The organism is Chitinimonas sp. BJB300, from assembly GCF_002735695.1.
Taxonomy (GTDB): Bacteria; Pseudomonadota; Gammaproteobacteria; order Burkholderiales; family Chitinimonadaceae; genus Chitinimonas.
The window spans coordinates 1-12087 of sequence record NZ_PDZH01000039.1 but is presented as its reverse complement, the minus strand read 5'-3'; the positions used below and the strand labels follow the sequence as shown (position 1 = coordinate 12087).

At 52.6% G+C, this 12087-nt stretch carries 9 protein-coding genes, 2 tRNA genes and 1 pseudogene; 7 read left to right on the top strand and 5 right to left on the bottom strand.

Annotated elements, in window-relative coordinates; genetic code table 11:
- Window positions 1-22 precede the first annotated feature (22 nt).
- From CSQ89_RS08695 to CSQ89_RS08675, 4 genes are all read right to left on the bottom strand, one after another.
- Entirely contained in the window at window positions 23-358 is a 336-nt protein-coding gene (locus tag CSQ89_RS08695; protein ID WP_099405775.1) for a DUF7709 family protein, read from the bottom strand.
- A 196-nt stretch (window positions 359-554) separates the two neighbouring features.
- The gene (locus tag CSQ89_RS08690; protein WP_099405774.1) at window positions 555-875 is read right to left on the bottom strand and encodes a hypothetical protein; all 321 of its coding nucleotides are present in this window, start codon (window positions 873-875) and stop codon (window positions 555-557) included.
- Window positions 876-1406: 531 nt separating this feature from the next.
- Complete coding sequence (locus tag CSQ89_RS08680) at window positions 1407-2909, bottom strand: CoA-acylating methylmalonate-semialdehyde dehydrogenase (RefSeq protein ID WP_099405772.1); 1503 nt, start codon at window positions 2907-2909, stop codon at window positions 1407-1409.
- 23 nt (window positions 2910-2932) lie between these two features.
- The gene (locus CSQ89_RS08675) at window positions 2933-4393 is read right to left on the bottom strand and encodes an aspartate aminotransferase family protein (protein ID WP_304441795.1); all 1461 of its coding nucleotides are present in this window, start codon (window positions 4391-4393) and stop codon (window positions 2933-2935) included.
- Window positions 4394-4465: 72 nt separating this feature from the next.
- Between CSQ89_RS08675 and CSQ89_RS08670 the strand changes: the two genes are divergently transcribed.
- The 5 genes from CSQ89_RS08670 (at window position 4466) to CSQ89_RS23115 (ending at window position 8280) form a co-directional block, all read left to right on the top strand.
- Entirely contained in the window at window positions 4466-5848 is a 1383-nt protein-coding gene (locus tag CSQ89_RS08670) for an aminotransferase-like domain-containing protein (protein ID WP_099405770.1), read from the top strand.
- Between the two features lie 130 nt (window positions 5849-5978).
- A complete protein-coding gene (locus tag CSQ89_RS08665; RefSeq protein ID WP_099405769.1) occupies window positions 5979-7352 on the top strand; it encodes an aspartate aminotransferase family protein in 1374 nt (457 codons plus the stop codon).
- A 93-nt stretch (window positions 7353-7445) separates the two neighbouring features.
- Window positions 7446-7521, top strand: a tRNA-Asn gene (locus CSQ89_RS08660).
- Between the two features lie 124 nt (window positions 7522-7645).
- Window positions 7646-7721: transfer RNA gene (locus CSQ89_RS08655), tRNA-Asn, on the top strand.
- Between the two features lie 199 nt (window positions 7722-7920).
- Window positions 7921-8280, top strand: a complete 360-nt coding sequence (locus CSQ89_RS23115) for a DUF6444 domain-containing protein (protein WP_374701322.1) — start codon at window positions 7921-7923, stop codon at window positions 8278-8280.
- Window positions 8281-8310: 30 nt separating this feature from the next.
- Here CSQ89_RS23115 and CSQ89_RS08645 read toward each other — a convergent pair.
- A pseudogene (locus tag CSQ89_RS08645) lies at window positions 8311-8736 on the bottom strand (DDE-type integrase/transposase/recombinase); the annotation flags it as partial.
- A gap of 2 nt (window positions 8737-8738) precedes the next feature.
- On the opposite strand from CSQ89_RS08645, the gene CSQ89_RS08640 reads away from it, so the two are divergent.
- Both CSQ89_RS08640 and CSQ89_RS08635 read left to right on the top strand, forming a co-directional pair.
- The gene (locus CSQ89_RS08640) at window positions 8739-9152 is read left to right on the top strand and encodes an IS66 family transposase (RefSeq protein WP_158228946.1); all 414 of its coding nucleotides are present in this window, start codon (window positions 8739-8741) and stop codon (window positions 9150-9152) included.
- A gap of 688 nt (window positions 9153-9840) precedes the next feature.
- On the top strand, window positions 9841-11745 hold the full coding sequence (locus CSQ89_RS08635; RefSeq protein WP_099405767.1) for a leukocidin family pore-forming toxin: 1905 nt from the start codon (window positions 9841-9843) through the stop codon (window positions 11743-11745).
- Window positions 11746-12087: the final 342 nt, after the last annotated feature.

The window sequence follows — 12087 nt, the reverse complement described above, 5'->3', positions numbered from 1 at the left end:
CTGAACCTGCCTAGTGAATCAGCTACCCCTTGCTGGTCTGCTGCGCCAGATAGGCTTTGGCTTTAACACCCACGAGACGACGCCCTGCGTTATCGCCCGCAATCCACTCATCAGGGGAGAACAAGTCAAACAGACCGACCTTTAATAGCGTTGGCACAGACAATTCCAACTCTTTCTCGATCTCCCCGCGTACCCCATTGTTGTACTGCTCTACATTGAACAGCATGGTAGCGACGGTACCCGTTTGCACACGGCTGCCATCCTTCAGTTGTACCGTCGGCAGAGATTGCCCTTCGGCCAGAATCTTTTGGTTAACGGCAGCCAACTCGGCAGTGTTCTCGGGGGTAAGGGATGACATCGGCAAGCTCCTAGACAAGAATTGTTCGCAATACTGAGTTTGGAGCACTCTGCAGAATTACAAGCCCCCCACACAAATAAAACTTGCTTAATGTCCCACGAGCCAAGGTAACGCGTTGAACAGGACTTACTTCAGATAGTTTCACCCTACACTTTTGCTGATGATTTATGACTATTACGCTCTCGACAATGCCAATTTATAAAAGACGCAGTGCTAAATAACTACCAGCGCGAAGATATTCCACTTGTGCTGTTATTGCGTCACTAACAATTGCTTCGCCCACATCTGTCAATTTAGCTTTTTTTGCATCTAAGACAGACAGTTGTAATAGCTGCATTGCTACATCCATGGCTTTTTGAAAAGCAGTCATATTGTTATGACAACCGAATTCATTGATCAATGTCTGCATACGGCAGTCGGCATCATCACGTAGCATCTTGTATTCAGAGAATGAAACACTGCCATCCTGATATACCTCATTGATCAAGTCTTCTAAACTTTGAGATGTAAATGACATAGTGCGCTCCTTGAAAGTACATCAAGATTAAAAATGTAAACAGCGTTATGCTGTCGTAATGACTACGCCCGTATCGCTACCATCTACAAATCCGGGATTAACAGAATCCTGTTTTAGTAAGCAGCAACCAGTCGATATTGGTTATTGAAACACGATTCTATTAAAAGTTCATTTAAAGGGTTATTGAGCGCATATGAGAGTCTCATGACCAAACTATTCAATCAAAATGGCAAAATATAATTGTCAGATAATTGACTTGGCAATCACTCATTGTTACCTAATAGTATTTTGGCTTGGATTGCCTTGATACGGCCAAGACCCGGAATAACTACGAAGCACAGGGCAAAGATATAGGGCGAAAGAAGAATGGTAAGAATAAGAACCTGTTCAAAGTCCTCTCCACGTCGGGGATACCGCGTTAAAAATACCCTTGGGATGCCCATTTACCACTTGCAAACTCTGCTTCCTGGGGTGTTTTCGCTTCGTCTTGCCCTGATGCGTTGGTCTTTGAACAGGTTCCAGCCATTACGATTACTTCATCGTCGGCATCACAAATTCCGCACCCGAACGTATTGACTGCGGCCAGCGCGCTGTCACCGTCTTGAGTCGGGTATAGAAGCGAATCCCCTCAGCACCATAGGCATGGTGGTCGCCAAACAACGAAGCTTTCCACCCACCAAAACTCATGAATGCCATGGGCACCGGGATCGGTACATTCACCCCCACCATCCCAACCTGGATGCGGGCGACAAAGTCACGCGCCGTGTCGCCATCACGTGTGAAGATAGCCGTGCCGTTGCCATAGGCGTGCTCGTTAGTAATCCGTACCGCTTCGTTATAGCTATCCACCCGCACCACGCAGAGCACCGGGCCAAAGATTTCTTCCTGATAGATCTTCATGTCGGTGCTTACATCGTCGAACAACGAACCGCCCAAGAAGAAGCCGCTTTCGCCACCCGCCACGACATGGCTGCGACCATCGACCACCAATTCGGCCCCCTCTGCCACTCCGGCATCGATGTAGCCTATCACCTTGTTTTTGTGCTCACGGGTAACCAAGGGGCCCATTTCGACATCGGCTGCGCTATCCCAGCTGCCAATCTTAAGCGCCCGCACTTTAGGGGCCAGCTTATCGACGAGCGCATCCGCTACCGCATCGCCCACCGCCACCGCCACCGAAATCGCCATGCAACGCTCTCCGGCCGAGCCATATGCGGCACCCATCAGTGCATCAACAGCCTGGTCCAGATCGGCATCGGGCATCACCACCATATGGTTCTTCGCCCCGCCCAGGGCCTGGACACGCTTGCCGTTCGCTGTACCGGTGGCGTAGATATACTGCGCAATCGGAGTAGAGCCGACAAAGCTCACGGCCTGGATATCAGGGTGGGCCAAAATGGCATCCACTGCCACTTTGTCACCCTGCACAACGTTGAATACACCATCGGGCAGACCTGCTTCCTTCAACAGACGTGCCAGAATCAACGATGTAGAAGGGTCGCGCTCACTGGGTTTGAGAATAAAAGTATTGCCCGCTACCAGCGCCAGCGGGAACATCCACATCGGTACCATGGCGGGGAAATTGAAGGGCGTAATACCGGCCACCACACCCAGCGGCTGGCGCAAGCTATAGCTGTCGACGGCAGTACCAACATTGTCGGCAAATTCGCCTTTCAATAAATGCGGTGCGCCGCAGGCGAATTCCACCACTTCCAAACCGCGGATCAATTCGCCATGCGCATCGGCTTTCACCTTGCCGTGTTCGGTGGCAATCGCGGCCACAATCTCATCAGCGTGCTTTTCCAGTAGCTCCTTGTATTTGAACATCACCCGCGCACGTCGCAGCGGCGGTGTGGCGGCCCAAGCCGGAAATGCCGCCTTGGCTATCGCAATCGCCGTATTCACTTCTTCGGCAGTGGCAAGCTGAACACGGCTCATCACCTCGCCAAAAGCAGGGTTGTAGACATCGCCGAAACAGTTGGACGTACCGTGGACTTCAGCGCCATTAATCCAGTGGTGGAGTGTATTTGCCATATTTTGGAATTCCTTTATCTATTCTAACCAGCTGCCCGAATCGATTGCCTCAGCACATCCGCCATATTGGCCAACTCATCAGGCGTGGAAACAAAGGTGGGCCCCATGGCAATGATGTCGCCAGTAAAGCGAAACAGCACGCCACGCTTCAGCGCCTCTTCAAATACACGCAGTGCCCTTAATCCAGGCTTGCCCTCAATAGGTGCAAGCTCTACCGCCGCTGCAAGCTGGCAGTTACGGATATCAACAATATTGGCTTCGCCCTTCAGGCCGTGAACGGCCTCTTCCAACGTCTTGCTCAAGCTGTTTACCTGGTCGTAAATGCCTTCCTCGGCAATCACATCGAGCGCTGCATGCGAAGCCGCCACGGCAAGGGCATGGCCCGAATAGGTATAGCCGTGGAAGAACTCGACCATATGCTCCGGTCCAGTCATGAAGGTGTCGTAGATTTGCTTGGTTGCGATCACACCGCCCATGGGAACAAGGCCGTTGTTCACCCCTTTGGCAAAGGTGATGAGGTCGGGCGTAACATTCCAATAATGCGCAGCGAAAGGTTTACCCATGCGGCCAAAGCCGGTAATCACCTCATCGAAAATCAACAAGATGCCATGCTTGGTGCAGATGTCACGCAGACGCTTCAAATACCCCTTGGGCGGCACCACCACGCCGGCAGAACCCTGCATGGGCTCGACGATCACCGCCGCGATGGTCGATGCATCGTGCAGGGCGACCAGCCGTTCCAATTCATCAGCCAGATGGGTGCCCCAGTCCGGCTCGCCCTTGGAATACGCCATTTCCTTCAGGTTGTGGGTATGCGGTAAATGGTCCACCCCTTGCAGCATGCCGGCAGAAAACATCTTGCGGTTCGCCACCATACCGCCCACCGAGATCCCGCCAAACCCCACACCGTGGTAACCCTTTTCCCGGCCGATAAAGCGCGTACGGTGTGCCTCACCACGCGCCCGGTGATACGCCAGGGCCATTTTCAGCGCGGTATCGACCGCCTCGGAGCCAGAGTTGCAGAAGAACACATGCTCGAAACCCGCAGGCGCCGCCTCGGCAATCCGCTCGGCCAGCTTGAATACACCCGGCGTACCCATCTGAAACGCCGGGCTATAGTCGAGCACATCCAACTGGCGCTTGACGGTTTCCACCAATTTGGGATGGCGATGGCCCAGGCCGCAGCACCACAAGCCCGAGAGCGCATCAAATAGCTTGTTGCCCTCTGTCGTCCAGTAATAGCTACCCTCCGCCCGCGCCAGCAACCGATTACTGCGATGTTCCGCACTCTGTTTGAAATAGCGGTTATGGCTGAAGGGCATCCAGTAGGCGTTCACGTCCAGGTTCGGATCAAGCGTATTGGCATTCATCTTGGTCTCCATGGCAGAAAGTGTAATGATCTGTATTGGCGGTGTACTGGGTTTGCTGGCTGGCGCACCACCGGAATGCCCGCAGTATCTGCCCGCGATAAGCCATATCGCCATATACAAAGCCCGCCTCAAGGTCACAAGATGTATTGACCCAACAGGCAGTACAGTTTGCGAGTGCCGCTTACCATGCTCCAACTAAACTCCGACGCAGCCATATCGCTCACCGAACAGATTGTTGGCAGCCTCGTCACCAAGATAGAACGCGGGGTGCTCAGTGAAGGCGCACGGCTTCCCTCGGTACGCAGCTTGGCGCAGATGACCAAGGTAAGCCCCTTTACCGTAGCCGAAGCCTACAACCGGCTAGTAGCGGCAGGCTGGATACAATCGCAAAAGGCACGGGGCTATTTTGTCGCCACCCGAGGCAAAGCCCTTGCCCCAACGCAACGTGCCCCGGTGGACGAGGCCTGGTTACTTAGCCGCGTGTATGAAGACCGGGCGTTGGAACTACAAGCCGGTGGTGGCTGGTTGCCGCCTGATTGGTTGTACGAATATGGCATGCGTACCGCGCTGCGCCAGTTGGCCAAAGCATCAGGCGATGTTTTAACACGCTACGGCCACCCGCAAGGCTTGCCCGAGTTACGCCAGCATCTACAATGGCGGCTCGCATTACGTGGTATCGAAGCACCAGCAGAACAGATCGTCCTCACTCATGGGGCGAGCCAAGGGCTCGATTTGGCGATTCGCTTGCTGGTGCAGCCGGGCGACACAGTCCTAATCGACAACCCTGGCTATTCCACCCTCATCGCTGCCCTGCTCGGCCATGGCGCAAAATTGTTCGGCGTACCACGCACTCCCACCGGGCCAGATGTACCGGTGCTGGCTCAACTGGCTGAACACGAAAGGCCAGTCGCCTTCTTCACCAACAGCGCCCTGCATAACCCCACCGGCACCAGCACCACGGCCACTACAGCGCATCAAATCCTGAAGTTGGCCGATAAATACAACTTCCGTGTGGTGGAAGACGACCCGTTTGCCGACCTGTTGGCTACACCCATACCCAACCTTGCTGGCTTGGATAATCTCGAACGGGTGATCTACCTGGGCAGCTTTTCCAAGACGCTGTCACCCGCCCTGCGCGTCGGTTATCTGGCAGCCGATGCCCGTACCATAGCGCGAGCCACCCAATTGAAGATGACGGCAGGGCTTACGGGTTCCGCCATCATGGAATCCGCCGCGCTGAACATGCTGACAGATGGCCATCACCGTACTCATCTCGACCGGCTGCGCGAAAGGCTCGCCGAGGCGCAACATAGGGTATGCGGCCGACTAACCGAGCTAGGGTGGTCCATTTTCCACCCACCTTCCGGTGGCTTGTTTTTGTGGGCCGAAGCACCTGCCGGGCTTGATACCGACCAGCTGACCAACGCCGCCGCCACCGTTGGCATTGCCTTGGCACCGGGCCATTTCTATCACCCTGCGGGCAGCCCTAGCCGTCACTTCCGCTTCAATGCCGCGTGGGCGGATAACAGTCGACTTTATGGTTGGCTGGCAGGGCAAGCGGTTCGCTAAAGCCACACGCCAGATCAGTAGCCCCCCCACTGCTAGCCCGACAGTCATTTACCACTCATGTATCCGGTTGGCAGAATGATGCGGATTTCAAAAACGGCGTGATGATTCGCTTCACCCTATCGAGGACACCATGGCTCACCCCACCGGCATTCACCCTACGCCCCTCGCCGCATTGCTAGCTCGCGAACGTGATCGCTATACGGCGGCCCGTCCCCTCTCACAAGCATTGGCGCAACGCACCAATGCTCATCTGCTATATGGCGTACCACTGCATTGGATGACAGATTGGGGCACCCCTTTCCCACTCTTTGTCGAGCAAGCCCGCGGTGCGCGGTTTCGCGATGCCGATGGGCATGAATACGTGGATTTCTGCCTGGGTGACACCGGTGCAATGTTTGGCCATGCGCCCAAAGATGTCGCCGCTGCAGTCAACCGCCAGTCTCAACTTGGCTTCACCACCATGCTGCCCGGCGAGGATGCCGCCAGGGTGGGCGAGCTGCTTGCTGAACGCTTTGGCCTGCCCTTCTGGCAATTCGCCATGACGGCTACCGATGCGAACCGCTTCGTCATCCGCTGGGCTCGCGCGGTTACCGGTCGTACCAAAGTGCTGGTTTTCAATGGTTGCTACCACGGCACGGCTGACGATGTATTTGTCGATCTGGTTGACGGGGTGCCCACCCAACGGGACAGCCTGCTGGGCCAAGCCTACAACTTGAACGACCATACTGTTGTGGTCGAGTTCAACGATTTAGCTGCTTTGGAAGCGGCGTTGGCGCAAGGCAATGTTGCCTGCATGCTGGCTGAACCCGTCATGACCAATATCGGCATGGTGTTGCCACAGCCCGGTTTCTGGGCAACGGCATGTTCGCTTATCCGTGAGGCCGGTTCCCTCTTGGTGTGCGACGAAACCCACACCATTTCCACCGGGCCAGCCGGCTACGCCAAGGCGTATGGTCTGGAGCCCGACTTTTTCGTGCTGGGCAAACCCATTGGCGGCGGCATACCGTGCGCGGTGTATGGCTTTAGTGCCGAGCTGGCGCAGCGTATGCAAGCCGCCAAATCCGCCGCACCCCCGGGCCATTCCGGCATTGGCACCACCCTCACCGCCAATGCATTGGCGATGGCTGCTATTCGCGCCACGTTGGAAGGTGTCATGACCGACGCGGCCTATGCCCATATGATCAACCTGGCTACGCAACTGGCGGCGGGCCTGCGTGGCTTGATCAAGCAATATGGTTTGGAATGGTGCGTCAGCCAGGTAGGTGCACGCACCGAATTCCAGTTCTGCGCCCAACCGCCTCAAAATGGGACCGAAGCATCGCTAGCCATGGACCATGAGCTGGAACACGCTCTGCATCTCTATCTGCTTAACCGCGGCGTACTCATCACTCCTTTCCATAATATGTTGCTGGTTTGCCCGGATACCACCACGCAAGATGTAGAAAAACTCCTCACTATCCTGGGCCAAGCACTGGCCGAACTCACCGGTCCCAGTTACGTCTAACCCTGTTAAAACACTGGCTTGGCGCATCCGCTGACAAAATACGTGCCAGAATCTTTGACAAATCCGCGAGCGGCCGGTATCTTGCGCGTCCTTTCCTCGATAGCTCAGTCGGTAGAGCGCCGGACTGTTAATCCGTAGGTCCCTGGTTCGAGCCCAGGTCGAGGAGCCAGACGTAAACAAAAAGCCCAGCAAACGCTGGGCTTTTTGTTTTGCACGATTTCCTTGGCCCTATCAAAAATACTTAGCCACAAGCTTTGACAAGTCTCGCCGCTACCGGTATCTTGCGCGTCCTTTCCTCGATAGCTCAGTCGGTAGAGCGCCGGACTGTTAATCCGTAGGTCCCTGGTTCGAGCCCAGGTCGAGGAGCCAGATGTAAACAAAAAGCCCAGCAAACGTTGGGCTTTTTGTTTTGTCCGCGCCATTCCCCAGCCTTTCACCATTCCATAAATGATCATGGCGCTACGTTGGCGGCTACGTTTCTCGCCCACAGTGCCGATGCTGTGCAATCGTAAGTATTCAGCCTCCCCCACCTTTTCAACTTATTGCCTAAGTGGTATACCGCCCCCCAATGACCACTCCCGAACCCGCCACTACCCTGCCAGTCACGCTTGAGGCGTGCCACGCACTCATCCGGCAGCAAGGCGCGACCCTACAGCAGTTGCTGACTCGCCTGGCTGAACTGGAAGAGCGACTCAAGCTCGACTCGCGCACCTCGTCCAAGCCGCCCTCGAGCGATGGGCCGGGTGCTGGCAAGCGGCAGCGGCCCGCCTCAGCCAATCCACGGGGGGCTCAGCCGGGCCACAAAGGCAGTTACCGGGTGCCGTTGCCCACGGCACAGTTGGACCGGATCGTTGACTGCCCGCCCCCGCTAGCCTGCGACTGCGGCGGCGGCGGCGGCGTGGTGATCGTCGATGGCCGTAAGACCTGAACCGCCCCGGGTTTTGAGGAGGGTATTTCGTTAAAGTGTTTTAGCGAGTTGCTGGTAATAGTTTGCCTCAGCTTCTGCTGGCGGGATATAACCAATGGATTCTAGCAGGCGGTGGTGGTTAAACCATGCCACCCATTCCAACGTAGCCAGCTCCACCGCTTCTCCGGTTTTCCACGGGCCTAGCCGGTGAATGACCTCGGCCTTGTACAAACCGTTTATGGTTTCAGCGAGCGCATTGTCGTCACTGTCACCACGGCTTCCAACCGAGGGCTCAATACCGGCTTCGGACAGTCGCTCCGTGTAGCGGATCGACAAGTATTGCGATCCACGTTCTGAATGGTGGATCAGGCCATCCTGCTGTTTAGGTTGACGGGCGTAGAGGGCTTGCTCCAGCGCATCCAGCACGAAATCGGTCCGCATGCTGCGGCTGACCCGCCAATCCACGATTCGGCGTGCTGGTGAGCGATCGCTACGCTGGCTATCACTGGGTCGACCCGCACCGGCGGCAAGTCTGCTGGGCGCATCTGCTGCGAGACTTCGCGCGCATCGCTGGCCGGTCAGGCGAGACGGGTCGACTGGGTAGCCGCTTACTGCAAGGAGGGTACGTACTGTTTCGCTGGCGCGAACAAGGTAAATCGGCGGCCGCCTTCGCTCCGCTACAAAAACGGCTAAAGCGGCAGCTGCAGTTGGGGACGGAACCAGGCGGCTGTCGCAAGACGGCGGGCACCTGCCGCAATCTGCTGGCGCTGTGGTCGGCCTTGTGGCGCTTTCTGGACGACCCGCGCATTCCGCCCACGAACAACTTGGCAGAACGGGCCCTGCGGGGGGTGGTGCTGCGGCGCAAGATCTCCTATGTCACCCGTTCAGGTTGAGGCCTACGCTTCGTTGAGCGTGTCTTTGCAGCGGCCTACACCTGCCGCCGGCAGGGCATCGAGTTGTTCGAATTCCTGCAACGGGCTCTGAACGCAAAGCTGGGTAACACCCCTGCTCCATCACTGGTGCCTGCTGCTGGATGAGGGGTAGCTGAATAGTTACGAAGATAAGACGAAAAGGGGCAAGAACCCGCTTGTGACAATGTATTCATTCTTGACATAAATAGGGAATATATTGAATAAAAACAAAAAGCCCAATTCAATTCTTAAATACCCATAAATTTGTACGGTTCGTCTACTTACTACTGGGTGGTATGCATTATGGTTACTGTACTATGCAATAGAAGGCTAATTATTCATAAAACAATCGCATTCGTGCATTTAAATGCTGCTAAAAATATCAATCCCTTACAAGCCGAAGTTAATGCTGAACAAGCATATTCTCTTTAACCTGAAGTTGCGCAGCAGTTACTGAGCTGGAAATTAGCTGATCTACTCAGCCTTGTAATTAGGCAGTCCATTAACCTCACTAAGCCCAACTTCCGCTTACCCAATAAGCATAACCATCCCTCATCCCTTAAGTATAAATGGCTGCCATCCGCTTGTAGCAGCGCATAATATATTTGCGTTAAGTAAATACTCGTGTGAACATAAGCTTGTGCTTATTTTCAACATCACTGGAGAATTTATGATGAAATCATACAAACGTAATCTTGTAAGCATGAAATACGTCGGCTATGTCGGTTTGATTACTGCTTTTAGTCAGAATGTGTTGGCGCAGCCGATTAATGATAACCCATCAGACTTACCTGCATCCAATCAAATCGTTGAATATGGTTTCCCATCCTCAACAGGCCAACAAGTACTAGATAAATTCAAGGCACATACAGAAAAAAGTCCTTTTTCAGCTGAAAACTTTCAGCTTGCTTACTACAACATAAGTCATTTGAATAAAATTTCATTTGAAAGCGTAATGCAACAGATAAACGAAAAACTCAGTCAGGATGTGATTGTGGTACTGGATGAAACACAAGCTTTGTCCAATACTATCACCGATAGGTTTACCTCAAGATTAAATGGGATAGAATTAAAAAAATCACTTCTATTAATAAAGAAAATCAACAACAGCATTCACTACTATGCAGTCAGCCCGAACGGTCGTAATGAATATAAAATACCAAACTCCCTGATTATCGCTTTGTCTACAGGTCCAGCAAAACGTAAAAAAAGAAGTACTGAAAACTATCAAATCGGCAAAACAATATACCTTAACTTCCTTCATGAAAATTTATCCTGCCCTGTAAAAAAGGAAGTAAAGCGAGGCACTTGGGGTGGACAGATGTACCTGGATGGCTCACTCGACCCTTGTAGCGGTGCTGCTTCCTATAATACTCAGATTAGGCTGGACTATATTCCCTCAAAAAATATTTCTGGTACAGCTGCAACACCTGAAGGAAAAATTGTACGTATAGGCACAGGGTTAAGCGGCCTGAGCAGTGCCGGCTGGCATATAGCCTCAAACCAGGGATCAACGAATACAAGCCTCACCGCCAATACAAAGAGGAATACACGCTTTGGCCCCTTTGTTAACCAATACACAACCAGCATAGTACCTAGCGACAGTGACATTTCTTTAATCGATCATCTCCCACACAATAGCAATCCAGAGACACAGATTACAGAGACTTCAATTATATCTGTTGAGGAAGGATTTTCGGGCAATCTTGAAATTGGCAGTCAAGGCCCCAAAGTAGGCTTGCATTCAAATAGTGTAAACCGAAGACAGCACCAAGTAAGTTTATCTTACAAAACAAACGAATATAAAGTAATCAATAGCACGTCAGGTAAACGTTTTGATATCAAGTGGGAAAAGAGTAGCATTCCTAACTTGCTCAATGAAAAGTCTGATGTAGGCCGAGGCGCTTGGCCAGTCAAAGGGCAACTTTTCACTGCTATGTCTTATGCGAATTTTATTCCTGGCTATATCGCTACTTATCTTGCCCCATTGAATAAAAAGAATAAATCTACATTCAATGTATCCTCAAGTGCTGAGGTAGGTATGGCTTATACTTATGTTTCGCCTTTCGTGGATGGTCTGCCTCACTATGCTGACTTTCACAATATATCGTTAAGCGATCAAATCACTATTGATTGGAATTCTCCCTATTTCTTATCCGAAGTGCCTGTTCATTTAAAGGCCTATCGCAATAGAGAATTATTTTGCCTGACCATGAAAGGTGAGAATAACCAAGTAGTTGGTGAAAAGTGCAACAACAGCATTTCGCAATTATGGGGGCTCGGTTCAAACAACGAATACATATCGTTTGAAAATCCCCGGCTGTGTTTAAGTGTGGGTGATAGTGCCAATGAAAATCAGCTAGTAACCAAGGCATGTGATCCAAGCGGGTTCCAAGAATGGTCATGGGGGGGTACAACATCTGATAAAAACCTACTTGTTAACGAAGCTGTAGAAAAACGCGTCACCATTATGTCAACTGATAATAATGTCGCGGCTATTGCGCTAATGGATATGTCGCATGAAACCACGCCTGCCAACAAATCCTGGAAGCCCTATGTTCAACGCCCCAATTAAATCGGGAAATCGAGCATTACGTATTTAAGCCAGCTGGGCGAATAGGCGTTTAAACCAAGCCTTATCGTTTAGCACTTAGCACTCGGTTGAGGGATAAGGTCGGGAACTAGGGAAACTCGGTAAAGTTGGTGACTACCATTCATTGATAGCCACCTCTTTTATTTGGCACCCACTTATCCTAAAGACAATGCCGATCTCAACGTTTTTCCTTATTTACTGATGTTACGCAGTGCATACGATAACCTGTCGCCATGAAGAACAAAGAACTCGATTTGTACACCGACTATTTGCTGAGCACGTTTGGTGCGGCGACAGCAACGGGCTTGTCGGCGATGGTAGGTG

Excerpts from the sequence above, each read along its gene's own strand:
- CSQ89_RS08695 (WP_099405775.1), bottom strand. The coding sequence starts at position 358 with ATGTCATCCCTTACCCCCGAGAACACTGCCGAGTTGGCTGCCGTTAAC.
- CSQ89_RS08635 (WP_099405767.1), top strand. The coding sequence starts at position 9,841 with ATGATGAAATCATACAAACGTAATCTTGTAAGCATGAAATACGTCGGC.
- CSQ89_RS23115 (WP_374701322.1), top strand. The coding sequence starts at position 7,921 with ATGACCACTCCCGAACCCGCCACTACCCTGCCAGTCACGCTTGAGGCG.
- CSQ89_RS08665 (WP_099405769.1), top strand. The coding sequence starts at position 5,979 with ATGGCTCACCCCACCGGCATTCACCCTACGCCCCTCGCCGCATTGCTA.
- CSQ89_RS08670 (WP_099405770.1), top strand. The coding sequence starts at position 4,466 with ATGCTCCAACTAAACTCCGACGCAGCCATATCGCTCACCGAACAGATT.
- CSQ89_RS08680 (WP_099405772.1), bottom strand. The coding sequence starts at position 2,909 with ATGGCAAATACACTCCACCACTGGATTAATGGCGCTGAAGTCCACGGT.
- CSQ89_RS08675 (WP_304441795.1), bottom strand. The coding sequence starts at position 4,393 with ATGGCGATATGGCTTATCGCGGGCAGATACTGCGGGCATTCCGGTGGT.
- CSQ89_RS08690 (WP_099405774.1), bottom strand. The coding sequence starts at position 875 with ATGTCATTTACATCTCAAAGTTTAGAAGACTTGATCAATGAGGTATAT.